The 23,985-nt window shown below is 67.5% G+C and carries 23 protein-coding genes and 3 tRNA genes; 8 read left to right on the forward strand and 18 right to left on the reverse strand.

What is annotated here, in order from left to right; genetic code table 11:
* Complete coding sequence (locus tag EV678_RS13635) at positions 1–831, forward strand: symmetrical bis(5'-nucleosyl)-tetraphosphatase (RefSeq protein ID WP_130459899.1); 831 nt, start codon at positions 1–3, stop codon at positions 829–831.
* A 2-nt stretch (positions 832–833) separates the two neighbouring features.
* The gene (galE, locus tag EV678_RS13640; protein WP_130459900.1) at positions 834–1,847 is read left to right on the forward strand and encodes a UDP-glucose 4-epimerase GalE; all 1,014 of its coding nucleotides are present in this window, start codon (positions 834–836) and stop codon (positions 1,845–1,847) included.
* On the opposite strand, the gene EV678_RS13645 is transcribed toward galE, so the two are convergent.
* The 13 genes from EV678_RS13645 to EV678_RS13705 form a co-directional block, all read right to left on the reverse strand.
* Positions 1,844–2,584, reverse strand: a complete 741-nt coding sequence (locus EV678_RS13645) for a lysophospholipid acyltransferase family protein (protein ID WP_235832466.1) — start codon at positions 2,582–2,584, stop codon at positions 1,844–1,846. The genes galE and EV678_RS13645 overlap by 4 nt on opposite strands.
* Positions 2,585–2,667: 83 nt before the next feature.
* Positions 2,668–3,426, reverse strand: a complete 759-nt coding sequence (locus EV678_RS13650) for a GNAT family N-acetyltransferase (protein ID WP_014235511.1) — start codon at positions 3,424–3,426, stop codon at positions 2,668–2,670.
* A 122-nt stretch (positions 3,427–3,548) separates the two neighbouring features.
* Complete coding sequence (locus EV678_RS13655; protein ID WP_130459902.1) at positions 3,549–4,016, reverse strand: outer membrane lipoprotein; 468 nt, start codon at positions 4,014–4,016, stop codon at positions 3,549–3,551.
* Positions 4,017–4,038: 22 nt separating this feature from the next.
* A complete protein-coding gene (locus tag EV678_RS13660; protein WP_014235509.1) occupies positions 4,039–4,974 on the reverse strand; it encodes a carbohydrate kinase family protein in 936 nt (311 codons plus the stop codon).
* Positions 4,975–5,039: 65 nt separating this feature from the next.
* Positions 5,040–6,275 carry a glycosyltransferase family 4 protein gene (locus EV678_RS13665; protein WP_130459903.1) on the reverse strand — a complete coding sequence of 412 codons (1,236 nt, stop codon included), beginning with the start codon at positions 6,273–6,275 and terminating at the stop codon, positions 5,040–5,042.
* Between the two features lie 82 nt (positions 6,276–6,357).
* The gene (locus EV678_RS13670; RefSeq protein WP_130459904.1) at positions 6,358–6,744 is read right to left on the reverse strand and encodes a diacylglycerol kinase; all 387 of its coding nucleotides are present in this window, start codon (positions 6,742–6,744) and stop codon (positions 6,358–6,360) included.
* Between the two features lie 96 nt (positions 6,745–6,840).
* Positions 6,841–7,833: a DUF3426 domain-containing protein gene (locus EV678_RS13675; protein WP_130459905.1), complete on the reverse strand. Its 993-nt coding sequence runs from the start codon at positions 7,831–7,833 to the stop codon at positions 6,841–6,843.
* Entirely contained in the window at positions 7,830–8,717 is an 888-nt protein-coding gene (gene prmA / locus EV678_RS13680) for a 50S ribosomal protein L11 methyltransferase (protein ID WP_130459906.1), read from the reverse strand. Before prmA ends, EV678_RS13675 begins: the two co-directional genes overlap by 4 nt.
* Before the next feature lie 6 nt (positions 8,718–8,723).
* Positions 8,724–10,091, reverse strand: coding sequence for an acetyl-CoA carboxylase biotin carboxylase subunit (gene accC / locus EV678_RS13685; RefSeq protein ID WP_014235504.1), 1,368 nt, complete (start codon positions 10,089–10,091; stop codon positions 8,724–8,726).
* A gap of 12 nt (positions 10,092–10,103) precedes the next feature.
* A complete protein-coding gene (accB, locus tag EV678_RS13690) occupies positions 10,104–10,553 on the reverse strand; it encodes an acetyl-CoA carboxylase biotin carboxyl carrier protein (protein ID WP_130459907.1) in 450 nt (149 codons plus the stop codon).
* Between the two features lie 88 nt (positions 10,554–10,641).
* A complete protein-coding gene (aroQ, locus tag EV678_RS13695) occupies positions 10,642–11,142 on the reverse strand; it encodes a type II 3-dehydroquinate dehydratase (protein ID WP_014235502.1) in 501 nt (166 codons plus the stop codon).
* Positions 11,143–11,197: 55 nt separating this feature from the next.
* Positions 11,198–11,746 carry a TlpA family protein disulfide reductase gene (locus tag EV678_RS13700; protein ID WP_130459908.1) on the reverse strand — a complete coding sequence of 183 codons (549 nt, stop codon included), beginning with the start codon at positions 11,744–11,746 and terminating at the stop codon, positions 11,198–11,200.
* The gene (locus EV678_RS13705) at positions 11,743–12,354 is read right to left on the reverse strand and encodes a hypothetical protein (protein ID WP_130459909.1); all 612 of its coding nucleotides are present in this window, start codon (positions 12,352–12,354) and stop codon (positions 11,743–11,745) included. Before EV678_RS13705 ends, EV678_RS13700 begins: the two co-directional genes overlap by 4 nt.
* Positions 12,355–12,406: 52 nt before the next feature.
* On the opposite strand from EV678_RS13705, the gene mpl reads away from it, so the two are divergent.
* Positions 12,407–13,756, forward strand: coding sequence for a UDP-N-acetylmuramate:L-alanyl-gamma-D-glutamyl-meso-diaminopimelate ligase (gene mpl, locus EV678_RS13710; RefSeq protein WP_130459910.1), 1,350 nt, complete (start codon positions 12,407–12,409; stop codon positions 13,754–13,756).
* A gap of 95 nt (positions 13,757–13,851) precedes the next feature.
* Here the strand turns inward: mpl and EV678_RS13715 are convergent, their stop codons facing one another.
* The gene (locus EV678_RS13715; protein WP_014235498.1) at positions 13,852–14,364 is read right to left on the reverse strand and encodes a PhaM family polyhydroxyalkanoate granule multifunctional regulatory protein; all 513 of its coding nucleotides are present in this window, start codon (positions 14,362–14,364) and stop codon (positions 13,852–13,854) included.
* A 123-nt stretch (positions 14,365–14,487) separates the two neighbouring features.
* Between EV678_RS13715 and EV678_RS13720 the strand changes: the two genes are divergently transcribed.
* Positions 14,488–15,138, forward strand: a complete 651-nt coding sequence (locus EV678_RS13720) for a response regulator (RefSeq protein ID WP_014235497.1) — start codon at positions 14,488–14,490, stop codon at positions 15,136–15,138.
* A 1-nt stretch (position 15,139) separates the two neighbouring features.
* On the opposite strand, the gene EV678_RS13725 is transcribed toward EV678_RS13720, so the two are convergent.
* From EV678_RS13725 to EV678_RS13745, 4 genes are all read right to left on the reverse strand, one after another.
* Positions 15,140–17,044, reverse strand: a complete 1,905-nt coding sequence (locus EV678_RS13725) for an ATP-binding protein (RefSeq protein ID WP_165397520.1) — start codon at positions 17,042–17,044, stop codon at positions 15,140–15,142.
* A gap of 40 nt (positions 17,045–17,084) precedes the next feature.
* Positions 17,085–17,897, reverse strand: a complete 813-nt coding sequence (locus EV678_RS13730) for a class I SAM-dependent methyltransferase (RefSeq protein ID WP_130459912.1) — start codon at positions 17,895–17,897, stop codon at positions 17,085–17,087.
* 241 nt (positions 17,898–18,138) lie between these two features.
* The gene (locus EV678_RS13740) at positions 18,139–21,690 is read right to left on the reverse strand and encodes an indolepyruvate ferredoxin oxidoreductase family protein (RefSeq protein ID WP_130459913.1); all 3,552 of its coding nucleotides are present in this window, start codon (positions 21,688–21,690) and stop codon (positions 18,139–18,141) included.
* Positions 21,691–21,947: 257 nt separating this feature from the next.
* On the reverse strand, positions 21,948–23,345 hold the full coding sequence (locus tag EV678_RS13745; protein WP_014235493.1) for an FAD-binding oxidoreductase: 1,398 nt from the start codon (positions 23,343–23,345) through the stop codon (positions 21,948–21,950).
* Positions 23,346–23,517: 172 nt separating this feature from the next.
* On the opposite strand from EV678_RS13745, the gene EV678_RS13750 reads away from it, so the two are divergent.
* From EV678_RS13750 to EV678_RS13765, 4 genes are all read left to right on the forward strand, one after another.
* A tRNA-Tyr gene (locus tag EV678_RS13750) sits at positions 23,518–23,602 on the forward strand.
* Between the two features lie 64 nt (positions 23,603–23,666).
* Positions 23,667–23,740, forward strand: a tRNA-Gly gene (locus EV678_RS13755).
* A 26-nt stretch (positions 23,741–23,766) separates the two neighbouring features.
* A tRNA-Thr gene (locus EV678_RS13760) sits at positions 23,767–23,841 on the forward strand.
* A 49-nt stretch (positions 23,842–23,890) separates the two neighbouring features.
* Positions 23,891–23,985: GTP-binding protein (locus EV678_RS13765; protein WP_018003793.1), on the forward strand; the 95-nt coding region annotated here is incomplete at its 3' end.

The raw sequence follows: 23,985 nt of genomic DNA on the forward strand, positions 1-23,985 counted from the left end.
ATGGCCACCTACGCCGTCGGCGACATCCAGGGCTGCTTCGCCTCCTTGCAGGCGCTCCTGGAGAAGTGCAGCTTTTCCCCCGAATTCGACCGCCTGTGGCTGGTGGGAGACCTGGTGAACCGGGGGCCCCGCTCCCTCGAGACCCTGCGCTTCGTCAAAGGCCTGGGCGACCGGGCCGTCACGGTGCTGGGCAATCACGACCTCTCCCTGCTCATGACCGCCGAGGGTTTCGGCAAGCGCCATCGCAGCGACACCGTCGATGACATCCTTGCCGCCCCGGACCGGGACGAACTGCTCCACTGGCTGCGGCACCAGCGCCTGATGCATGTGCAGGGCGACTACGCCATGGTGCATGCAGGGCTCCTGCCGGCGTGGTCCGTGGCCGAGGCCCGGACCCTGGCGGGCGAGGTGGAGCAGGCCCTGCAGGCGGAGAATTACCGGGAGTTCCTGGCGAACATGTGGGGCAGCGAACCGGGAGCCTGGGACTCCAGCCTGACCGGTTGGCCCCGCTTGCGGGTGATCGTCAATGCCATGACCCGCATGCGCTTCTGCTCCCCGGCCGGGGAAATGGACTTCAAGGCCAAGGGCGAACTGAGCCAGGCGCCGGCCGGCTATCTGCCCTGGTTCGAGGTGCCGGGCCGGCGCAGCGCCGCGACGGTCCTGGTGACCGGCCACTGGTCGGCCCTGGGGCTGCGCCTGGAGCCCAATCTGCTGGCCCTGGACTCCGGCTGCCTGTGGGGCGGCAAGCTGTCCGCCCTGCGTCTGGAGGACCGGGCCCTGTTCCAGGTGGACTGCGCCGCCGACGAGGCCGTGCCCCTTTTCAAGGAATGAGCATGCATATTCTGGTCACCGGCGGCCTGGGCTACATCGGCTCCCATACCTGCGTTGAGTTGCTGCAGGCCGGCCATGGCGTCACCATCCTCGACAACCTCTCCAACAGCCGTGCCGATGTGGCCGAGCGCATTGCCGGCCTGGGCGGTGCTGCGCCGATCTTCATCGAGGGCGACGTGCGGGACCGCCAGTTGCTGTGCCGGATTTTCCGGGAGCAGACTGTCGATGCCGTGATCCACTTTGCCGGCCTCAAGGCGGTGGGGGAGTCGGTGGCCCAGCCTCTGCGCTATTACGAGTGCAATGTGGGCGGCAGCCTGGTGCTGTTCGAGGCAATGGCCGAAGCCGGGGTCAAGACCCTGGTGTTCAGTTCGTCGGCCACGGTCTATGGCGATCCCCATGCGGTGCCGATTCGCGAGGACTTTCCGTTACGGGCCACCAATCCCTACGGACGCAGCAAGCTCATGCTGGAAGAGGTGCTGGCCGACATGGCGGCCGCCGATTCCCAATGGCGGATTGCCCGGCTTCGTTATTTCAACCCGGTGGGGGCTCACGAGAGCGGCTTGCTTGGCGAGGCGCCCAACGGCATTCCCAACAACCTGATGCCCTATGTGGCCCAGGTTGCTGCCGGCCTGCGTGCCCGCCTGTCTGTCTTCGGCAACGACTATCCCACCCCTGACGGTACCGGGGTGCGGGATTTCATCCATGTGGTGGACCTGGCCCAGGGGCATCTGGCAGCCCTGGCAGCCCTGGCGCGTGGGGAAGGGATGCTGACGGTTAATTTGGGAACAGGGCGTGGTTACAGCGTCCTCGATCTGGTGCGGGCATTCGAAGCGGCCAGCGGGAGGACCATTCCCTTCGATTTCGTCCCCCGGCGGCCGGGCGACATTGCCGCCTGTTACGCCGATCCCGCCCTGGCGGCATCCCTCCTTGGCTGGACCGCCCGGCGGGACCTGGCCGCCATGTGCCGCGACACCTGGCGCTGGCAGCAGACTGCGGTGACGTTGGGGCTGGCCTAGGCGGCGTGCTGCAGGGGCGCGGCTGCCCCTGTCTCGCTGCTGCCCAGCATGAGGCGCGTGGCGATCTGCTGACGGGCCTGCTGGGCCAGTTCCTTGCGCCCTCCCGCGGCCTCCACGGTGAGGGGCGGGCATGCCTCCACCCGGCCTGCCAGCCAGCCGGCCGCCAGGATGGATTGCAGGCATTGCCACAGGCTGGTCTCCCCCACGTAGGCGGCAGCGGTGCTGCGCCGGCCGTTGCGGTCATGGTAGGAGAGGGCCAGGGGAACGATGGGGCGTCCGGCCTCGATGGCCGGTTGCAGCAGGGCGCCGTGGAAGTGCAGCAGGCTGCCGCCGTCGGTGGTGGTGCCTTCCGGGAAGAGGGCCACCATGTGGCCCCGGCCCAGGATGGCGCCGATTTCCTCGTTGATGATCCGGGCATGGCCGCGGCTGCCGCGGCGCAGGAAAATGGTGTCGGTGCGTGCCGAGAGCCAGCCGATGACGGGCCACTGCCGCACTTCGGCCTTGGAGACGAAGGCGGCCGGCTGGGCGGCGTTGATCAGATAGACGTCCAGCCAGGAGACATGATTGGCCACCAGCAGGCTGCCCGGGGGCAGCCCCTGCAGCTGGGCCTGCAGGTGCACGCCGAGGATGTTGAGCAGCTTCTCCGACCAGGCCTGCTTCAGGCGCAGGCGCCGTTCCGTGCCGATCAGGGGATACCACAGGGCCACCACCAGGATGCCGTGCACCAGGTGCAGCATCAGGCGGGACAGGCGGAACCAGCGGATGGGGCGGGGCAGGAGATGGGCTTCAGCCCCGCTGCGGGGTGGCGATGTATCCAGTTTTAACGTCCCAGAAAGTGTTTGGCGTAGCGGGCGTCCACCTTGGACATGGGCAGCAGCACCGGCAGGTCGGCGGTGTTGAAGTCCGGGTCCCAGGCCGGTTCGCCGCAGATCCAGGCGCCGGCCCGCAGGTAGCCCTTGATCAGGGGCGGGGTCTCGGCCTTCACCTCGTTGCGCAGGGCCTCCAGGGGCAGGGGGCAGCGGGGGAAGACGCGGTACTCCAGGGGGCTCAGGTGGTCCTGCAGCTGATTATACAGAGCCGCCGCGGCGTGGCCGCCATCGGCCATGCTGATGGAGGCGCAGCCCACCAGGTACTCGTGGCCGTTTTCCAGCATGTAGCGGGCCAGGCCGGACCATAGCAGGGTGATGGTGGCGCCGGTGCGGTAATCCGGATGGACGCAGGAGCGGCCCACTTCCACCAGGCGCGGGCGCAGGTGCTGCAGGCGGGTAAGGTCGAATTCGTTTTCGGTGTAGTAGCCGCCGATCTTGCGGGCTTTTTCCGGCGACAGGATGCGGTAGGTGCCGATGATCTCGCCGCTGTCCTCGTTGCGGCAGACCAGATGGTCGCAATAGGGGTCGTAGATGTCCTGATCCACGCCCGGCACCCGGCTGGGCAGCTTGGCGCCCATCTCCTGGCCGAAGACGCGGTAACGCAGTTTTTGGGCTTCGAGGATTTCCCGTTCGCTCTCGGCCAGGCCGACGGAAAGGTTGCGGGCGTAGATGCGGCGGCTTTGTTCCAGCGACGTCTGTTCGTTCTGCATGGTCTGTCCTCCTTGAGTCATGAGGACAGAATCTAGAGAGCGTCTGTTACGCCGAGGTTGCGCCGTGGTGAAGTTTGGATGAAGCGGGGCCGTGCCGGCATGGCGCCGGCACGGGGTCGGACTCAGTGGCTGACGCGGCTGCTGCCGTTGCCGGAGAGGATGCGGACCCGTTCGCCCGGGTGGAATTCCTCGTCGGCTTCCTGGACGATGGCCACCAGGTTGCCGTTGTCCAGCTTGACGGTGATTTCGACGCCGTCCTTCTTGCTGATCTTCTCTTCCAGGGCGCTGCCGGCCATGCCGCCGGCGACGGCGCCGAGGATGGCGCCGACGGTGCTGCCGCGGCCGCTACCGACGTTGCTGCCGGCCATGCCGCCGATGGCGGCACCGGCGACGGTGCCCACCGGGGTGTTGCCGCCTTCGATGGTGACCTTGCGCACGGATTCGACGACGCCCTGGCGCACGGCCATTTCCTGACGGGTGCTGCTGCGGCCGTAGGAACTGCCGGACTGGCTGTTGGCACAGCCGGCCAGGCTGCCGAGCAGCAGCAGGCCGGCCAGGCCGGCGATGGCGAGGGAGGGGATACGGGTCATGCTTTCTCCTTGCCGGCGGGGCTTACCACAGGCGGCTGCCGAAGGCCTGGTGGTATTGCTCGCCGATTTCTTCACGGGTGAAGGTGTGGTTCTGGGGGCCGGAACGGGCGATCTTGATGGCGCCGACGAGGGCGGCGAGGCGGCCGATCTGGTCCCAGTCCATGCCGTTGGCGATACCGTAGAGCAGACCGGCGCGGTAGGCGTCGCCGCAGCCCGTGGGATCGACCACCTCTTCTGCCTTAACGCAGGGAATATCCAGGCGTTGACCGCCGACGTAGATATGGGAGCCTTCGCCGCCCCGGGTCACCACCAGGGCCTTGACCAGCTTGGCCAGCTCTTCCAGGGACTTGCCGGTGCGGTCGGTGAGCAGCTTGGCCTCGTAGTCGTTGAAGGTGGCGTATTCGGCCTGGGCCAGGAAATCCAGCAGTTCGTGGCCGGAGAACATGGGCATGCCCTGGCCCGGATCGAAGATGAAGGGGATGCCGGCTTCGGCGAACTGCTTGGCGTGGCCGATCATGCCGTCGCGGCCGTCCGGGGCGACGATGCCCAGGCCGATGTCCTTGGCTTCGCCCACGCTGTTGAGGTGGGAGAAGGTCATGGCACCGGGGTGAAAGGCGGTGATCTGGTTGTCGTCCAGGTCGGTGGTGATGAAGGCCTGGGCGGTGTAGCTGTTGGCCACGGGGCGCACGTGCTCCCGGGACAGGCCCAGGTCGTCGAGGCGCTTCAGGTAGGGGGCGGCATCTTCGCCGACGGTGGCCATGATGACCGGCTCGCCGCCCAGCAGCTTGAGGCTGTAGGCGATGTTGCCGGCGCAGCCGCCGAATTCGCGGCGCAGTTCGGGCACCAGGAAGGCCACGTTCAGGATATGGATCTGTTCCGGCAGGATGTGGTTCTTGAAGCGGTCCGGAAAGACCATGATGTTGTCGTAGGCAATGGAACCGCAGATGAGTGCGCGCATGGGAATCGTCGGGAAAATGGATTAAGCCCGCGATTATACCCGGGCCGCCGCCCGGCGGCCCGGCCCTAGTCCGGCGCCATGACGATGGCGGTGGCGGCCTGGTAGCGGCGCTCGTGGCTGCGCACGGCCTGGCCGAGGGCGGCGGCAAAGGCGTCGTGGATGTGCTCCCAGTCGTTGCCCACCACGCTCATGCGGGCGTGGTTGCGCAGCACCCGCAGGGTATTGGGTTCGGCCGCCTCCCGGGCGGCGGCGACGAAGGCGGTCGCGTCGCCGGCCGGGGCCAGCAGGCCGTTGCGGCCGGGCACGATCAGTTCCGAGGCCGCCGCGTAGTCGTAGGCCACCACCGGCAGGCCGGAGGCCAGGGCCTCCTGGGTGACGTTGCCGAAGGTCTCGGTGAGGCTGGGAAAGAGGAACAGGTCGCCGGAGGCGTAGTGGCTGGCCAGGTCGCTGCCGCTGCGCATGCCGGCGAAGACGTGCTGGGGATGGCGGGCCTGCAGCCCCGCCCGCACCGGGCCGTCGCCGACGAAGACCAGGCGCGCCTCCGGCTGACGGGCCTGGATGGCGGCGAAGGCCTCCAGCACCAGATTGAGGTTTTTCTCCGGCGCCATGCGGCCCACGGACAGCACCACCAGACTGTTGTCGGTGGCGCCCCAGGAGCGGCGCAGTTCGGCGGAGCGGCGCTCCGGGTGGAACAGGGCGGTATCCACGCCCCGGGCCACCACCTGCAGGTTGTCGTAGCCGTTGTCGCCCAGTTCCCGGGCCAGCTGGCCGGTGGGGACGAAGGTGGCGTCGGTCTTGTTGTGGAAGCGGCGCAGGTAGGCGGCGATGGGGCGCTTCAGCCAGCCCATGCCGTAGTGGTGGCTGTAGGCGTGGAAGTTGGTGTGGAAATCGGAAGTGACGGGCAGGCGCAGCTTGCGCGCGGCGGCGATGGCCGAACTGCCCAGAGGGCCTTCGGTCACCACGTGCACCACATCCGGCCGCTGCAGGGACCACAGGCGGGTGAGGGCGCGCTTGGCGGGCAAGCCCAGCTTGAGGCCGGCATAGCTGGGGATGGGCACGCCGGCGGCCAGCACCTCCTCCAGGGCGTGGCCGCTGGCAGGGCGCTCCTGGGCGTGCTGGCGGGGCCGCACCAGCTGGATGCGGTGGCCGCGGCGGATCAGTCCGTCCACCATGCGGCTCAGGGTCATGGCCACGCCATTGACTTCCGGCGGGTAGGTTTCCGTCACCACGGCGATGCGCAGCTGGGGCTGGCTGGGCGCGTAGTCGTGGACGCAGAGCGGGGGCAGGTCGTCTTCGTGCATGGAGCCCATGCTGGCGACCAATGGTGACTTTTGTGTGACCGTTCGATGAAGTTTCGCTGACGTTGGCGGCAGGTGGCCATGCCTAGCCCAGCAGCACGAGGCTCCACACGGCGGCCACGTTGGCCAGGGAAATGAGCACGGCGGCGCTGCCGATGTCCTTGGCCCGCTTGGCGAGGCGATGGTTTTCCAGGGAGATGCGGTCCACCGTGGCTTCCACTGCCGAGTTGAGCAGTTCCACCACCAGCACCAGCAGCACGCTGCCGATCATCAGGGCCTTGCCGATACCGGTACCGGGGAGCAGCACGGCCACGGGAATGAGCAGCACGGCCAGCCACACCTCCTGGCGGAAGGCATCCTCATGGCGGTAGGCGGCGCGCAGGCCGTCGATGGAGTAGTGCAGGGCATTCCACAGGCGGGTGAGGCCGGTCTTGCCCTTGAATGGGCTTTCGTTTTGGGAGTCGTGGCTCATGGGGTCGGGGCGCGGGGATGAAAAAAAGCCCTTCCGCCAGGAAGGGCCGAACATTCCGAACGCCACAGAGCCTACCGTGGCCGTGTTACCGGGGGATTACGGGTAGAAGACGTAGAGGCGGTAGCCCGAGGGCACCAGATCCTTGGCCTCGATCCACAGCTTGACGGGGATTTCGCCGTTGGCCTGGAAGCCGGCGGGGGCGGCGGTGCCGGTGAGATAGTCGGCGGGGTGCAGGACGCGGCGGGAAACCACCGCATCCTGGGTGTCGGTGAGGGCCAGTTCCAGGGCCGGCAGGTCCTGCACGTAGGGCGCCCGGTTCTTCAGGGTGGCCATCAGGATGAGCTGGCCCTTGGCGGCGTCGGCCTGCAGGTCGGAGGCTTCGATGCTCACCAGCTCGGCCTTGCGCGGCAGGGGAATGTCCCAGCCGGCGGCGAGCATGAGGGGCTGCAGGGAGGGCAGGGCGATGGCCAGGTCGCTGCGGAAGCGGTGGGCCATCTGGCCGAGGAGGACGGAGAAGAGGATCAGAATGGCCAGCAGGAAAGGCCAGCGGGGCTTGCGCGCCGGTTCGGCCATGAGGGCGCCGCCACCGGCCAGAGGGCGCTCGGCCCACTTGCTGTAGCCGGGAATGGCAGTAGTTTCCCGGGGCAGGATCGGGTCTGCCGGGTCATGGGCCAGGTCGGCCGGCGGGGCGCCGGCGTCGGCCAGCACCGGCGCATCGCTCGGCTCCTCGATGGCGGAGGCGTCCAGGATCGGCTCCTGGCGGTCGTCTTCGAGAGTATCGGGCTGGGAGCCAGGAGTGTCGCCGTTCTCCGGCATGGCCGCCTGTAGATCGGCTTCCACTGCGCCTTCTGGCGCAGCGCCCGTTGCAGTTTCAGATGCCGCCTCGCCCGCATCCACCGGGCCGGCCGGCGGCGTGGCGGGGCGCAGGGTGGCGGTTTCCTCGCCGCCTTCGTCCAGCAGGTGCTCCAGGGCATTGAAGACGTGCTGGCACTGGCCGCAGCGGACCTTGCCGCCCCGGGCCTTGAGCTGTTCCGGCGTGACCCGGAAGGTCGTCTGGCACTCAGGTTGGGGGCAGCGGGTGAGGATCATATGCGGCGGCCTTCCAGGCAGACCCAGCCTTCCCGGCGGTCGGCCACGGCCATGGCGAACCAGGGGCTGTAGATGGCCATCAGTTCCTCTTCCTGTTCCACCAGGATGCCGGACAGGGCCAGCCAGCCGCCGGGGCGGACGTGGGCGGCCAGGGCCGGGGCCAGGGCCTTGAGCGGGTTGGCCAGGATGTTGGCGATGAGGATGTCGAATTGGCCGTCGATGGGATCGCGGGAGTCGGCGAAGTGGGCGCTGACACCGTTACGCTCGGCATTGGCCTTGGCCGCATCCACCGCCTGGGGATCGATGTCCACCCCGGTCACCGGGTTGGCGCCGAGACGGGCGGCGGCGATGGCCAGGATGCCGGAGCCGCAGCCGTAGTCGAGCAGGCTGCAATCGGCGGTGACGTAGCGCTCCAGCCATTCCAGACAGAGCCGGGTGGTGGGGTGGGAGCCGGTGCCAAAGGCCATGCCCGGGTCCAGGATCAGGTTGATGGCGTCCGGGGCCGGGGTCTCGTGCCAGGAGGGCACGATCCACAGCTTGTCGGAGACGCGGATGGGGTCGAACTGGGACTGGGTCAGCTGCACCCAGTTCTGCTCTTCCACCGTTTCCAGGGTGAAGGCGGGCGTCGGCAGGCCCAGCCCGGCGCAGCAGGCGGCAAGCACTGCCCCCGCGTCCGCATCGGCCTCGAACAGGGCGGCGATGCGGGAATGGTCCCAGGCCGCCGCGATGTCCATGCCCGGTTCGCCGAACTGGGGCGTCTCTTCCGGCGTGCCCGCATCCGCATCCTCGATGCCGGCGGAGAGGGCCCCCGCCTCCATCAGGGCGTCGGTGAGGGCTTCGGCGCTGGCGGCGTCGGTGTCGCAGCGGAGCTGGAGCCAGGCCATCGGCGCTTAGCCTTCCACCGACTTCACTTCGTTCTTGGCGGCCAGCTTGTGCTCCAGGTAGTGGATGCTGGTGCCGCCTTCGACGAAGCGGGCGTCCTGCATCAGTTCCTGATGCAGCGGGATGTTGGTCTTGATGCCCTGCACCACGGTCTCGGAAAGGGCGATGCGCATGCGGCGGATGGCCTGTTCCCGGGTGTCGCCGAAGGTGATGATCTTGCCGATCATGGAATCGTAGTGGGGCGGCACCTTGTAGCCGGAATAGGCATGGGAATCCACGCGCACGCCGGGGCCGCCGGGCGGATGCCACCAGCTGATGGTGCCGGGAGAGGGCACGAAGGTGAAGGGATCTTCGGCGTTCACGCGGCATTCGATGGCGTGGCCGCGGAACTGGATGTCCCGCTGCTTGAAGCGCAGCTTCTCGCCGGCGGCGATGCGGATCTGTTCCTGGACGATGTCGATGCCAGTGATCAGTTCGGTCACCGGATGCTCCACTTGAACCCGGGTGTTCATCTCGATGAAGTAGAACTCGCCGTTCTCGTAGAGGAACTCGAAGGTACCGGCGCCGCGATAGCCGATGCGGCGGCAGGCTTCGGCGCAGCGCTCGCCGACCCGGGCGATGAGGCGGGCGGGGATGCCGGGAGCCGGTGCTTCCTCGATCACCTTCTGGTGGCGGCGCTGCATGGAGCAGTCCCGCTCGCCCAGGTAGACGGCGTTCTTGAACTCGTCGGCCAGCACCTGGATTTCCACGTGGCGCGGGTTCTCCAGGAACTTCTCCATGTACACCATGGGGTTGCCGAAAGCGGTCTGGGCTTCCTGGCGGGTCATGGCCACGGCGTTGATGAGGGCGGCTTCGGTATGCACCACGCGCATGCCGCGACCGCCGCCGCCGCCGGCAGCCTTGATGATCACCGGGTAGCCGACGGCGCGGCCGATCTTGATGATTTCCTTGGGGTCTTCCGGCAGGGCGCCATCGGAACCGGGCACGCAGGGCACGCCTGCAGCCTTCATGGCGTCCTTGGCGGAAACCTTGTCGCCCATGAGGCGGATGGTCTCGGCCCGGGGGCCGATGAAGACGAAGCCGGAGGATTCGACCCGCTCGGCGAAGTCCGCATTTTCGGAGAGGAAGCCGTAGCCCGGGTGAATGGCCTGGGCGTCGGTGACCTCGGCGGCGGAGATGATGGCCGGGATGTTGAGGTAGCTGAGGGCGGAGGAGGCCGGGCCGATGCAGACGGATTCGTCCGCCAGCTTCACATACTTGGCTTCCCGGTCGGCCTCGGAGTGCACCACCACGGTCTTGATGCCCAGCTCACGGCAGGCCCGCTGGACCCGCAGGGCGATCTCGCCCCGGTTGGCGATGAGGATTTTCTCGAACATGGAGAAAACTCCTTAGCCGATGACGAACAGGGGTTCGCCGAATTCAACCGGTTCGCCGTTGTCCAGCAGGATGGCCTTGATAGTGCCGGAAGCGTCGGCTTCGATCTCGTTGAGCAGCTTCATGGCTTCGATGATGCACAGGGTATCGCCCTGCTTGACGGTCTGGCCCACCTGCACGAAGGGCTCGGCGCCGGGGGAGGAGGCGCGGTAGAAGGTGCCGACCATGGGCGACTTGACCACGTGGCCTTCCGGCAGGTCGTCGGTGTCGTCCAGGTTCACGCTGCTGGGGGCCGGTGCGGCAGCCGGGGCGGCGGCGGGCACGGCGTAGGTCATGGGCTGGCCCACGGGGGCGGCGACATGCTTGGCAATGCGGACTTTTTCTTCGCCTTCGGTGACCTCCAGCTCGGAGATGCCGGATTCCTGTACCAGGTCGATGAGTTTTTTGAGTTTACGCAGATCCATTGAATTCTCCCTCGAAAATCCGCCCTATTGAGTTGGCGGTGGAAGTAGCTAGATGTGAAAAACCGGAAACCGGGTCTGGCGTGGCAGCTCAGTCGGCGTTGAGTCGGCTCAGCAGGAACTCCAGGGCCAGGGAATATCCCTCGGACCCCAGGCCGCTGATGACCCCGATCGCCAGATCGGAAAAATAGGAGTGGTGCCGGAACGGCTCCCGGGCGAAGACATTGGAGAGATGCACTTCGACGAAGGGAATGCCGACCGCGGCCAGGGCGTCCCGCAGCGCAACGCTGGTATGGGTGTAGGCCGCCGGGTTAATGAGGATGAAGCGTACTCCCTGCTCCCGGGCCGCATGGATGCGTTCGATCAGGGCGCCTTCATGGTTGCTTTGGAAAGCTTCCAGTTCGACGCCGGCAGATTCGGCGCGCACGGCCAGAGCCCGGTTGATGTCGGCCAGGGTGGTGCTCCCGTAAATCTGGGGCTCCCGGGTGCCGAGCAGGTTCAGGTTGGGGCCGTGCAGGACCAGCAGGCGCGGCGGAATGGTTTGTTCTGCCTGGGTCTTGCCCTTGGCGGAAGATGAAGTTTGCTTCTTCATGGCAGCAAGTTTGCCGCAATTCGCGACAGTTTGTCCAGTTTGCCTCTTTCGAAAGTCATAGCAGGGGTTGCAGGATGGCTGCCAGTTCGGCGCCGTTGAGTCCGCCCAGGCGTACGTGGCGGGCCTGGCCCTGGCGGTCCAGCACCAGGGTGAAGGGCAGGCCGCCCCGGCTGTTGCCCAGATTTTTCAGGTTGCCCACGGCTTCCGGGGTGGCGATCAGCAGGGGGTAGGCGGTTGGCTGCTTGGCGGCGAATTCCTGCACGCTGTCGGCAGAATCCAGGGCAATGCCGATAAATTGCACCCCCTTGCTCCCCAGCTCCTGCTGCAGGCGGGAAAACTCGGGCATTTCCTCCCGGCAGGGCGGGCACCAGGTGGCCCAGTAATTGATGACCCGCACCTGCCCGGACCACTGGGCCAGGGCCTGGGGTTTGCCGTCAGCCGTCGGCAGCTGCAGTTGCAGGAGCTGCCGTACGGCCTCCGCCGGCGGTTCGGGGGTAAAGGCCGGGTGCTCGCCCCGGCCGAAATAGAGGCCGGCGGCGAAGGCTGTGGCGGCCAGGCCGATGGCCAGGGCCAGGCGCATTAACAAGGGGCGTGTCGGTTTCATGGATTTGCCGGTAGCAGGGCGCGCACGGCTTCCAGGCGGGCCCGCTCCCGCAGGCGGCCGTCCCGGCTGCGGTAGGCGGTGCGCTCGTCCTGGGGCGGGTAGATCACCAGATTGATGGTGTCCCCTTCCATATCCAGTTGCAGCACCGCATCCACCCGGTCGTGGCGGGGCGTGGTGTGTTCAAAGGGGATTTGCCGGTTGAGGAGGAATATCTCCACCTCCTTGGCGCTGTCCGGGTAGAGCAGAATGTCCACCTCGGCGTAGCGGCCGGCGCTGCCGTCCAGGACGGAACCGGTGAGATAGGGGTGGAATGGCGTCATGATCTCCATCATTTCCGCCGCTTTTCCCCGCAGTTCGTCGATCCGTTCCTTCTGTTCCCGCTCCTGGTAGAGGGCCTGGTAGGCCCGCAGCTCGCTTTCTACCTCGGCATTGGTGGGCAGGGCGTCCGTATCCGGGCTGCCCAGCTGCCGGGCTGCCTTGCGCTTGGCCAATGGGTAGTCGGCGATGCCGTCCTCCGCCATGAGGCGGGCGGCGGTGCTGGCGATGAGCTGGCGCAGGTGGGCGTTGCGGGAGGCCTGGGCATCGGCACGGCGAGAGGATGGCTTCATGGCAGACCCCGGCTGTTAGAATCAGGCCTCATTCTAACCGGCGGAATATTGCATGCATATTCACATTCTCGGCATCTGCGGCACCTTCATGGGCGGCATCGCCCTGCTGGCCCGGGCTGCCGGCCATCGCGTCACCGGCTGCGATGCCAATGTCTATCCGCCCATGAGTACCCAGCTGGAGGCTCAGGGCATCGAACTGACCGAGGGCTACGATGCCGGCCAGATCGCCGTCGATCCCGACATTTTTGTCGTCGGTAACGCCATTTCCCGTGGCAATCCGCTGCTCGAGGCCATTCTCGACCAGGGACTGCCCTATGTGTCCGGTCCCCAGTGGCTGGCCGAGCATGTGCTGCAAGGCAAGTGGGTCCTGGGCGTGGCCGGCACCCACGGCAAGACCACCACCAGTTCCATGCTGGCCTGGATTCTCGAGTGCGCCGGCCTCAACCCGGGCTTTCTCATCGGCGGCGTGCCCCAGAATTTCGGCCTGTCGGCCCGCCTCACCGACCTGCCTTTCTTCGTCATCGAGGCGGATGAATACGATACGGCCTTCTGCGACAAGCGCTCCAAGTTCATTCACTACCGGCCGCGGACGGCCGTGCTGAACAACCTTGAGTTCGATCATGCCGACATTTTTGCCGATCTGGCGGCGATCGAGACCCAATTTCACCATCTGGTGCGCACCATGCCCCGTTCCGGCCTAGTGGTGGCCAATGCTCGGGAGGAAAGCTTGCAGCGGGTGCTGGCCCGGGGCTGTTGGTCTGGGGTGGAGTGGTTCGGCGGCGACAGCTGGTCCGCCATCGGCGACGACGGCGACGGTTCCCTGGTCCTGCTGCAGGATGGCCGGGAAGTGGCCCGCACCACCTGGGGCCTGACCGGCGAGCACAACCGGCAGAACGCCGTGGCCGCCATCCTGGCTGCCCGTCACGTGGGGGTGCGGCCCGAGGACGGCCTGCAGGCCCTGTCCACCTTCCAGAATGTGAAGCGGCGCATGGAAGTGCGGGGCACGGTGCGCGACATCACGGTGCTGGACGACTTCGCCCACCATCCGACCGCCATCGCCACCACCGTGGCCGGCCTGCGGCACAAGCTGGGCAAAGGCTCCGGCCGCATCCTGGCGGTGCTGGAGCCCCGCTCCAACACCATGAAACTGGGCGTGATGAAGGACCGGCTGGCCGGCAGCCTGGTGGATGCGGATCTGGTCTTCTGCTATTCCCGGGATCTGGGCTGGGATGCGGCTGCCGCCCTGGCATCCCTGGGTGAGCGGGCCGTGGTGCTGGACGACCTGGACGGGCTGGTGGCCCGCATCGCCGCCGCCGCCAGGCCGGGAGACCAGGTGCTGGTGATGAGCAATGGCGGCTTCGGCGGTATCCACCAGAAGCTGTTGACGGCCCTGGCTGCCTGAGCGTTGCCGTCGCGGCGCCTCGTTGTGCTGCCTATTTCGCTGCCAATAAAAAGCCCGGGCTAGTCCCGGGTTTTTTATTGGTGCTGTTGCCGAAGTTACTGGGTTTTCTTGCTGCGGCTACCGGCGGTGGGCTTTTTCGGTTTGGCTGCCGTCTTGGCGGCAGCCTTTGCCTTGGGCGGTTCGGCCGGGGCTTCCGGCTGGGCGGCTTGCTGTTGCTGCAGGTGTTCCTGTACCTGGTTCATCATGTTCCAGGGCCACATGGCAGCCTGGGAAAAAGCGCTGGCCGCGGCTTCGGCGGCGGCACCGGCGGCTTCGGCCGTGCCCGAGGTGTCCTGGGCCATTTCCTCCCGCTGCTGGGCGGCCATGGCTCCCATGGTCTTTACGGCGGTGAGGGTGGAGTGCTGCATTTCCATGCCCTGGATGGTCATCTGCAGCATGGACAGGTTCATGCGCAGCCAGCCTTCCACCGCCTTCAGGTCGGTGATCTGCTTTTGCAACTCGTCCGTGTCCAGGGTGGGGGTGACCATGCCGGGGAGGGAGAAGCCCATATTGCCCCACATGTTCTTGACGAAATCCAGGGGATCGTTGCTTCCGTTGTTGAGGCTCATGGTGGGTCTCCTTTGTTGGCGCCGTATCCTGCCATAGTAGCGAATATTTTCTGCGCCGGAATAGCCGGGAGTCCGCCGGAGTGCTAAATTAGCGCCAAAACAACAACGTCATCCCATAACCCTATGCTCAATTTGCTCGTCATCGAAGACCACGCGCTCGTCAGGGAGGGCCTGGTTCGCGTACTGCGTCAGCTGGAAGCGGAGGTGACCGTCTTCGAGGCTGGCGATTGCCATTCCGCCCTCGCCGTGCTGGAAAAGGAAGCGGACCTGGATCTGGTGCTGCTGGACATCGCCCTGCCGGGGCTTGATGGCCTGGCCTGCCTGGACCTCTTCCGCAGCCGCTTCCCCGCCGTTCCGGTGGTGGTCGTTTCCGCCTACGACGATGCCCATACGGTGAACCGGGCGCTCAAGCACGGCGCCCTGGGCTTCATTCCCAAGGCCTATTCCACCGAGAAGCTGGTGGCGGCGGTGCGGCAGGTGTTGGGCGGCAGCATCCACAAGCCGGAGCAGACCATGCCGGTGAACCTGGGGGCCGAACTGGCGCCCACGCCGGCGGTGCAGGAAGCGCCCGCTTCCGAATTCGGCCTGACCGAGCGTCAGGCCGAGGTGCTGGGGCTGATGACCAAGGGCAAGTCCAACCGGGACATCGCCAATCTGCTGGGCCTCTCCGAAGGCACGGTGAAAATCCACATCACCGCCATTTTCAAGGCCCTCGGCGTTTCCAGCCGGACCCAGGCCCTGGTGGCCGTCAGCCGCCTGGGCATCAAGGTCTGACCTAGGCGCTTTCCGTCTTTTCCAGTTCGCCGGCCAGGCGCTGCAGCAAGGCACGCAGCTTGGCCGGTCGCGCCGGATGGGGCAGGCTGAACCAGCCCCCGTCCGCCATTCCCTCCTGCTCTTCCCCGCCGATGATCACGGCCGGGCGCTCCGGCGCCAGGGCCAGCACTTCGCGCAAGGTTGTGCCGTTGCCCGGTGCCAGCCAGAGGAAGGGGCCTTCGCTGCCGGCGGCCATCTCGGCCAGCAGGGCCTGGGCCGCGGCGACCGACTCCACCCGGCGGCAGCGCAGGCCCCAGTCCCGCAGCCAGGCCTCCAGCTGCTCGGCGCTTTCGGCCATGAAGCCCGGGCCGTAGGCCAGCAGGGCGGCCAGAGGCGGGCGTTGTTCCAGTTCGGTGGCGGGCGTCTCCGCCACGGCCGCGCAGGCCGGCAGTTGGACTGCGAACACCGAGCCCTGGCCCAGGGCGGAGCGCAGATCCAGGGGGGCCTCCATGGCCTTGGCCAGCCGGTCCACGATGGCCAGGCCCAGTCCCAGGCCCTTGCCCTGGCCCCGTTCCGCATTGCCGACCTGGACGAATTCCTCGAACACGGCCCGCTGGAACTCGGGGGCGATGCCGTCGCCGCTGTCCCTCACCTCGACCCGCCAGGCCTGGCCCCGGCGGCGGGCGGCGACCAGGATGCTGCCCCGCTCGGTGTAGCGCAGGGCATTGGTGATGAGGTTGCCCAGCAGCCGTTCCACCAGGGCCGGGTCCGTATGGGCCCAGGCCCGGGTGGGGCGGAAGCGCAGGCGCAGCCCCCGGTTCTCCGCTTCCCGGGCATAGGTCTGCTGCAGCTTGTCGAAGATGGCCTGCAGGGGCGTGGCCAGGGGCTGGGGATTGACCCCGGCCACATCCAGGCGGGAGATGTTGAGCAGGGCGTCCAGCAGCTCCGACATGCTGCGGATGGAGGTGCCGATCTGGCCGGCCAGCTTTTCCTGGTCCGGGCCCCGGGCGTGGTTCTTCAGGTCGGAGGCGAACAGGTTGAGGGCGTGCAGGGGTTGCCGCAGGTCGTGGCTGGCGGCAGCCAGGAAGCGGGACTTGGCCAGGCTTGAGCGCTCCGCCTCGGCCCGCTTGCGTTCCAGTTCCCGGGTGGCGTCGGCGATCTTGCCTTCCAGGTTGTCCCGGGCTTCCTGCAGGGCCTGGGCCATGGTGTTGAAGCCTTCTTCCAGGCGCTGCAGGTCGCCGCCGCTGTCGGCGGGCAGCTGCAGGTTGAGCTGGCCGGCGCGGATGCGCTCCACCGCCTTTTCCAGGCGCACGATGGGGCGGCTCACCTGGCGCGTCAGGATCATGGCCAGCAGACTGGTGGCGGCCACGGTCAGCAGCACCAGGGTTAGGGTGAAGGCGATGGTTTCCTGGCGGCGGGTCTCCAGGGACTGGCGGGACATCTCCACCACCACCCAGCCGAGCAGGGGCGGCGGCTCGGGGCGGCCGGCTACCGGGGACTCGGCGAGGAAGGGGTCCTGGATGTCGAAGCGGTGGCGCAGCACCGGGGCGGCGATGCGCAGATGGTCTTCATCCTCGTGGATGACGTCGCTCTGGGTCGGGCTCGGCAAGGGCGAGAGGGGCGCCGGCAGGGCGCCGCTGGCCGCCAGGGCCTCGCCCTCCTGGTCGTAGACCTCGACGCTGTTCACGTGGGCTTCCTCCAGGGCGGCCAGGGCCACGCTGCCCAGGGTCTGGCGGTCGCCGGAGTAGGTGCTGTACTCGGCGATGGCCGCCAGCTGCCGGGCCAGGCCCAGGCCCCGGTCCCGCAGGTCCCGGTCCAGGTCGGAGAGCAGGGCGAGGACGAAGTAGACGCTGAGGGCGCCGGCCACCGCCACGGCGGGGGCCAGGGCGAGCAGGAGGATGCGGGTCTGGATGCCCCAGTTTTTCAAGATGGCGGCTGCTGTCGGTGGGAAGGTTGATGACGTTAGGCTAGGCCGGATTGTCCCCGGATGCGTCTTCCGCGGCAACTGCGGCGGCCAGCTGGGTGCGCAGACTCTCCGGGGTGTAGCAGTAGAGGCGGGTGCGGCGGCGGTCGCCCACTTCGATGATGCGATCCGCCTCGGCCCAGGGCACGGGGAAGCTGTTGCTCACCAGCAGGCCGTCGGCCGGCAGTTCCGCGGCGGCCTTCTGGCCCAGCCAGTCCATGGGTTCGGGGGAAAGGAAGGTGTACACCAGGTCGTGGCCGGCCAGGTCGGTGCGCCACATGTCGCCGTAGCGCAGGGCGGCATTGGCCTGGCCGGAGAGGCGCAGGCGGCCCAGCAGCCAGGTGAGGGGGGCGTTCTCCAGGCCATCCACCCGGACTTCGGGCAGGGCCCGGGCCAGGGGCGCCTGCAGGCTGCCGATGCCGGCCCCCAGGTCCAGGATGCGCCGGCTGCCCCGCTCCCGGGCCAGGTCGGCCAGGGCGGCCGCCGTTTCCCGGTTGGAGAGGTAGAGCGGCACCTGGCCGGAGACGGCGCCCCGGTACACCAGCAGCATGAGGATGAAGGCCAGCAGGAACCAGCCCGGGGCAATGTCGAGCTGGGCCACGGCCCAGGCCAGGGGGGCGAAGCAGGCGTGGATCAGGCGCCACCACCAGGCCTGGCGGCTGAGGGTGGCGAAGACCAGGGCGGTGGCGCCGATGGCCAGGGCCACCTGGTCCCAGGGCAGCAGCTCGGCCTTCATGCCGTAATAGGGCCAGGCCAGGGACAGCACCAGGAGGACGGCGGCGAACTGGAGGGCGAGTTGGCGGGAGGAAGCGGGCACGGCGGAGCCTGAAAAAAAGCGGGTCGGTCATTGTAACCGACCCGCCGTTCCGGCCCGGACGGGCTCGCCGGCCTCGGACCTCGGACCTCGGACCTCGGACCTCAGACCTCAGACCTCAGACCTCAGACCTCAGACCTCAGACCTCAGACCTCAGACCTCAGACCTCAGACCTCAGACCTCAGACCTCGGACCTCGGACCTCGGACCTCAGACCTCAGACCTCAGACCTCAGACCTCAGACCTCAGACCGCCGGGGCCGCTCCGCCCCCTTCCAGTTGCCGCAGCAGCTCCTGGCGCTGCTGTCGGGCTTTCTCGGCGCTGGCGGCCTTGACGTGGCCGTAGCCGCGCACGCTTTCCGGCAGCCGCGCCAGTTCCAGCAGCGCCGGGTGGGCGCTGCCGGCGGCCAGGGCCTCCAGAATGCGCTCCAGGTCTGCCTCGTAGCCGGCCTGCAACGCCCGTTCCATGCGCCTTTCGGCGGTGTGGCCGAAAACGTCCAGGGCCGTGCCGCGCAGGAACTTGAGGCGGGCCAGCAGCTTCAGGGCGCCGAGCATCCAGGGGCCGTACTGCCGCTTGCGGATCTGGCCGCTACGCGGGTCCGACCTGGCCCACAGGGGCGGGGCCAGGTGCACATGCACCGCGTAGTCCTTGCCCGGTTCGCCGGCGAAGGTCTGGCGCAGACGGGCGAAGAACTCGGGCCGGGTGTGCAGGCGCGCCACTTCGTACTCGTCCTTGATGGCCAGAACCTTGAAGTAGTTGCGGGCGGCGGCCAGGGTCACCGGCAGGGCCGGGGCCAGGGGCGCCTCGGCCTGGCGCAGGGCTTCGATGCGCTGGCGGTAGCGGCGGCCCAGGGCGGCGTCCTGGTAGTCCGTCAGTTCCTGTTCCCGCAGGGCCAGCACTTCCTCCAGGGCGGCGTCAGGCCGGGGCGGCGGCGTGTCTGCGGCAGGTGTTGCCAGCTGGCGTACCCGGGCCTCGTCCACGGCGGTGCGGCGGCCCCAGTCGAGGGCCTGGAGATTGGCCGCCACGGCGGTACCGTTGAGCTCGATGGCCCGGCCCAGGGCCGGCAGGCTCACCGGCACCAGGCCTTTCTGCCAGGCGTAGCCGAGGAGGAACATGTTGGTATACAGGGCGTCGCCCATGAGGGCCGTGGCCAGGGCCTGGGCGTCGAGGAACCAGGCGTGGTCGGCGCCCACGGTGGCGGCCACCGTCTGCTGCATGCGGGCCAGGGGGAACTGCCAGTCCGGGTTGCGGGTGAATTCGGCGGTGGGGGTTTCCGTGCAGTTCACCACGGCCCGGGTGCGCCCTTCCAGCATCTTGGACAGGGCCTCGTTGCCCGCCGTCACCACCACGTCGCCGCCCAGGATGGCGTCTGCCTCGCCGGTGGCGATGCGGGCGGCGTGGATGTCCTCCGGCCGGTCGGCGAAGCGCAGGTGGGTGAACACGGCGCCGTACTTCTGGGCCAGACCGGTCATGTCCAGCACCGAGACGCCCTTGCCGTCCAGGTGGGCGGCCATGCCGATGAGGGCGCCCAGGGTCACCACGCCGGTGCCGCCGACCCCCGTCACCAGCAGGTTGTAGGGCCGCGCCGTGGGCGGCAGCACGGGCTCGGGCAGGGGCGGCCAGTCCTGTGCGTCCATGGCCAGGGCCTGGCCCTTTTTCAGCTTTGCCCCTTTCAAAGTGACGAAGGAGGGGCAGAAACCCTTGAGGCAGGAGAAATCCTTGTTGCAGTTGGACTGGTCGATGGCCCGCTTGCGCCCGAATTCGGTTTCCACCGGGATGACCGAGAGGCAGTTGGACTGCACCGAGCAGTCGCCGCAGCCCTCGCACACCGCCTCGTTGATGAAGACGTGGCGGTCCACGTCGGCCAGCTTGCCCCGCTTGCGGCGCCGGCGCTTTTCCGTGGCGCAGGTCTGGTCGTAGATGAGGATGGTGGTGCCGGGGATCTCCCGCAGTTCCCGTTGCACTGCGTCCAGCTCGTCCCGGTGGCGCACCGGTACGTTGGGCGCCAGGTCCGTCACCTCGGCGTATTTCTCCGGCTCGTCGGTGACGATCACCATCCGGCCCACCCCTTCGGCCTCCAGCTGGCGGGTGATGCGGGGCACGGAGAGGATGCCGTCCACCGGCTGGCCGCCGGTCATGGCCACGGCATCGTTGTAGAGGATCTTGTAGGTGATGTTGGTTTTGGCCGCCACCGACTGGCGGATGGCCAGCAGGCCGGAGTGGAAGTAGGTGCCGTCCCCCAGGTTGGCGAAGATGTGCTTTTCTTCGGTGAAGGGCGCCTGGCCGATCCAGGTGACGCCCTCGCCGCCCATGTGGGTGAAGGTGGAGGTGCTGCGGTCCATCCAGGTCACCATGTAGTGGCAGCCGATGCCGGCCACGGCCCGGGAGCCTTCCGGCACCCGGGTGGAGGTGTTGTGGGGGCAGCCGGAGCAGAAGTGGGGCGTGCGCTGGGTGAGGATCAGGGGCGTCTGCAGGGCCTTCTGCTTGGCCTCGATGAGGTCCAGGCGGGCCTTGATGGCCGGGCTGGTGAAGTGGCGCTCGATGCGGCTGGCGATGGCCCGGGCGATCTGGGCCACGGACAGTTCGCCGGCTGCCGGCAGCAGCCAGTCGCCGTGGGCCAGATGGCCCTTGCCGTCGGGCAGCAGGGCCCATTCGCCCTTCTCGTCGAACTTGCCCACCACCCGGGGCCGCACGTCCTCGCGCCAGTTGTAGAGCTCTTCCTTCAACTGGTATTCCAGCATCTGGCGCTTCTCTTCCACCACCAGGATTTCGTCCAGCCCCTCGGCGAACTGGCGCACCCCTTCCGATTCCAGAGGCCAGACCATGCCCACCTTGTAGAGGCGGATGCCGATCTGGGCGGCCAGCTGCTGGTCGATGCCCAGCTCGTCCAGGGCCTGCATCACGTCCAGATAGGACTTGCCGGCGGTGATGATGCCCAGGCGCGGTGCCGGGGAGTCGATGACGATGCGGTTGAGCCGGTTGGCCCGGGCGTAGGCGAGGGCGGCGTAGAGCTTGAAGTGGGTGAGGCGGGCCTCCTGCACCAGGGGCGGGTCGGGCCAGCGGATGTTGAGGCCATCGGCCGGCAGTTCGAAATCCTCCGGCAGGCGGATGTCCAGGGCCATGGGGTCCACCCACACCGAGGCCGAGGTTTCCACCGTGTCCGCCAGGGCCTTGAAGGCCACCCAGCAGCCCGAATAGCGGCTCATGGCCCAGCCGTGCAGGCCGTATTCCAGGTACTCCTGGACGTTGGCCGGATACAGCACCGGCATCATCACCGCCTTGAAGACGTGCTCGGTCTGGTGGGGCAGGGTGGAGGACTTGGCGGCATGGTCGTCGCCGGCCACCACCAGCACCCCGCCGTGGCGGGAGCTGCCGGCGGCGTTGGCGTGGCGGAAGACGTCGCCGCTGCGGTCCACCCCCGGGCCCTTGCCGTACCACAGGGCAAACACCCCGTCGTACCTGGCGCCGGGGAAGAGATTGACCTGCTGGCTGCCCCAGACGGCGGTGGCGGCCAGATCCTCATTGACCCCGGGCTGGAAGGTGATGTGGTTTTCCGCCAGATATTTCTGGGCTTTCCACAGGCCCTGGTCCAGACCGCCGAGAGGGCTGCCCCGGTAGCCGGAAATGAAGCCGGCAGTATTGAGCCCCTGGGCCTGGTCCCGCAGCCGCTGCAGCATGGGCAGGCGGATCAGGGCCTGGGTGCCGGTGAGAAAGGCGCGGCCGGAAAGGGTGGTGTACTTGTCGTCCAGGCTGGCGGACGCCAGCTCCTTGGGGACGTGCAAAGAGAGATCGCTCATGCGATTTGCTCCTCCATTGGTCGCCGGCGTCTCGCCTTCATCCCGTTTGCGGGCGGGCAGGATCGCGTTGGCAGGTTGGTCTGTCCGGTCGCTGCCTTGTGGGCTGTGCCGGTCTTGTCATGCGTCGCGGGTGGGCGACGCAGGCATTGTATGGGACCGCGGAGGGCGCGTAACGTTGCGTTGCAGCAGGCGCGGCGCGCAACGGCAGATGCCATGAAAAAGGGCGCCGCAGCGCCCTTGGTGGGGGAGGTGGCGCCTCAGGCCTGGGGCGGCAGGATCTTGCCCGGGTTCATCAGGTTGAGGGGGTCCAGGGCAGTCTTCAGGGTGCGCATCAGGGCCACGCCGTCTTCCCCGTGCTCCTGCAGCAGGTAGTGCTGCTTGCCCAGGCCGATGCCGTGTTCGCCGGTGCAGGTGCCTTCCATGGCGATGGCCCGCTCCACCACGCGCTGGCTGATCCATTCGCCCTCGGCCATTTCCTTGGGGTTGTCCGTATCCACCAGCACCACCAGATGGAAGTTACCGTCGCCCACGTGGCCGAAGAGGGCGATGGGCAGGGAAACCTGGGCGATGTCCTCATTGGTGGCGTGGATGCATTCGGCCAGACGGGAGATGGGGACGCAGACGTCGGTGGGGAAGCAGCGGGCACCGGGCTTGAGCTGCAGGCAGGCGAAATAGGCGTCGTGGCGGGCCTGCCACAGGCGGCTGCGGTCCTCCTGACGGGTGGCCCACTGGAAGTCCTGGCCGCCGTTGCCCTGGGCGATCTCCTGGGTCAGTTCGGCCTGCTCCTGGACGCCGCTGTCGCTGCCGTGGAATTCGAAGAACAGGGTCGGTGCTTCCGGCAGGGTGGTCTTGGAATAGCGGTTGATGGCCTGCAGGGTGAGGGCGTCCAGCAGTTCCACCCGGGCCACCGGCACACCCAGCTGGATGGTCTGGATCACCGTGTCCACGGCGGCATCCACCGAGGGAAAGGCGCAAACGGCGGCGGACATGGCTTCCGGAATGGGGTACAGCTTCACCGTCAGCTCGGTGATGATGCCCAGGGTGCCCTCGGAGCCGACGAAAAGGCGGGTCAGGTCGTAGCCGGCGGAGGACTTGCGGGCCCGGCTGCCGGTGCGGACGATTTTGCCCTCGGGGGTGACCACGGTCAGGCTCAGCACGTTTTCCCGCATGGTGCCGTAGCGCACGGCATTGGTGCCGGAGGCCCGGGTGGCGGCCATGCCGCCCAGGGTGGCGTCGGCGCCCGGGTCGATGGGGAAGAACAGGCCGGTGCCCTTGAGTTCGTCGTTCAGCTGCTTGCGGGTGACGCCGGCCTGAACGGTGACGTCCAGGTCCTCGGCATGGATGGACAGCACCCGGTTCATGCCGGATAGGTCGATGCTGATGCCGCCGTGCACAGCCAGCACGTGGCCTTCGACGGAGCTGCCGACCCCGTAGGGAATGACGGGTACGCGATATTCGCGGCAGAGGCGGACGACGGCTGCCACTTCCTCGGTGCTTTCGGCGAACACCACGCCGTCGGGCAGCATGGGCTCGTGCTTGGATTCGTCGCGGCCATGCTGCAGGCGCACGGATTCGCCCTGGGAGTAACGGGTGCCGAACTGCTGGCGCAGGGCTTCAACGAGGGCGGCGGGTAGGGGCGCGGAGGCTGTGGTCATAGGTAATGTGGGGGCTTGAGCAAAGGCGGCATTCTAGGCCGAGAGGGGCGGGAAGCGAATTCGTACAAATCGGGCTGGACGTATGGGAATCTTTTGCTATAATGCGCCCTCGCTTCGCGATGCAGGGCTTGACACGGGCAACCGGCATAGCCATAATTCGCGGCTTCGTTTTGGAGGAGTTCCCGAGCGGTCAAAGGGATCAGACTGTAAATCTGACGGCTCTGCCTTCGAAGGTTCGAATCCTTCCTCCTCCACCAAGTTTTTGTTGCGGTTAGCGATGTCCGGTTCTGAAGTTTGGGCGTCGTGGGTGAAAAATCGAACGCGGGTGTAGCTCAATGGTAGAGCTGAAGCCTTCCAAGCTTAAGACGAGGGTTCGATTCCCTTCACCCGCTCCACTCCGCACGGTTGGTTGAAAGCGGATGCCCATGTAGCTCAGTGGCAGAGCACTCCCTTGGTAAGGGAGAGGTCGGCAGTTCAATCCTGCCCATGGGCACCACTGATTGCCCCGAAGTTTTTTTTACATTTTCTAAATTCGAGGTACCGCAATGGCCAAGGAAAAGTTTGAACGTACGAAGCCGCACGTTAATGTGGGCACCATCGGTCACGTTGACCACGGTAAGACCACGCTGACTGCTGCTAT

The sequence above is a fragment of the Azospira oryzae genome, from assembly GCF_004217225.1.
In the GTDB taxonomy this organism is placed as follows: domain Bacteria; phylum Pseudomonadota; class Gammaproteobacteria; order Burkholderiales; family Rhodocyclaceae; genus Azospira; species Azospira oryzae.

Bases quoted from the DNA above. Each gene is read 5' to 3' on its own strand.
- EV678_RS13635 (WP_130459899.1), top strand. From the start codon at position 1: ATGGCCACCTACGCCGTCGGCGACATCCAGGGCTGCTTCGCCTCCTTG.
- galE (WP_130459900.1), top strand. From the start codon at position 834: ATGCATATTCTGGTCACCGGCGGCCTGGGCTACATCGGCTCCCATACC.
- EV678_RS13645 (WP_235832466.1), bottom strand. From the start codon at position 2,584: ATGCTGCACCTGGTGCACGGCATCCTGGTGGTGGCCCTGTGGTATCCC.
- EV678_RS13650 (WP_014235511.1), bottom strand. From the start codon at position 3,426: ATGCAGAACGAACAGACGTCGCTGGAACAAAGCCGCCGCATCTACGCC.
- EV678_RS13655 (WP_130459902.1), bottom strand. From the start codon at position 4,016: ATGACCCGTATCCCCTCCCTCGCCATCGCCGGCCTGGCCGGCCTGCTG.
- EV678_RS13660 (WP_014235509.1), bottom strand. From the start codon at position 4,974: ATGCGCGCACTCATCTGCGGTTCCATTGCCTACGACAACATCATGGTC.
- EV678_RS13665 (WP_130459903.1), bottom strand. From the start codon at position 6,275: ATGCACGAAGACGACCTGCCCCCGCTCTGCGTCCACGACTACGCGCCC.
- EV678_RS13670 (WP_130459904.1), bottom strand. From the start codon at position 6,744: ATGAGCCACGACTCCCAAAACGAAAGCCCATTCAAGGGCAAGACCGGC.
- EV678_RS13675 (WP_130459905.1), bottom strand. From the start codon at position 7,833: ATGATCCTCACCCGCTGCCCCCAACCTGAGTGCCAGACGACCTTCCGG.
- prmA (WP_130459906.1), bottom strand. From the start codon at position 8,717: ATGGCCTGGCTCCAGCTCCGCTGCGACACCGACGCCGCCAGCGCCGAA.
- accC (WP_014235504.1), bottom strand. From the start codon at position 10,091: ATGTTCGAGAAAATCCTCATCGCCAACCGGGGCGAGATCGCCCTGCGG.
- accB (WP_130459907.1), bottom strand. From the start codon at position 10,553: ATGGATCTGCGTAAACTCAAAAAACTCATCGACCTGGTACAGGAATCC.
- aroQ (WP_014235502.1), bottom strand. From the start codon at position 11,142: ATGAAGAAGCAAACTTCATCTTCCGCCAAGGGCAAGACCCAGGCAGAA.
- EV678_RS13700 (WP_130459908.1), bottom strand. From the start codon at position 11,746: ATGAAACCGACACGCCCCTTGTTAATGCGCCTGGCCCTGGCCATCGGC.
- EV678_RS13705 (WP_130459909.1), bottom strand. From the start codon at position 12,354: ATGAAGCCATCCTCTCGCCGTGCCGATGCCCAGGCCTCCCGCAACGCC.
- mpl (WP_130459910.1), top strand. From the start codon at position 12,407: ATGCATATTCACATTCTCGGCATCTGCGGCACCTTCATGGGCGGCATC.
- EV678_RS13715 (WP_014235498.1), bottom strand. From the start codon at position 14,364: ATGAGCCTCAACAACGGAAGCAACGATCCCCTGGATTTCGTCAAGAAC.
- EV678_RS13720 (WP_014235497.1), top strand. From the start codon at position 14,488: ATGCTCAATTTGCTCGTCATCGAAGACCACGCGCTCGTCAGGGAGGGC.
- EV678_RS13740 (WP_130459913.1), bottom strand. From the start codon at position 21,690: ATGAGCGATCTCTCTTTGCACGTCCCCAAGGAGCTGGCGTCCGCCAGC.
- EV678_RS13745 (WP_014235493.1), bottom strand. From the start codon at position 23,345: ATGACCACAGCCTCCGCGCCCCTACCCGCCGCCCTCGTTGAAGCCCTG.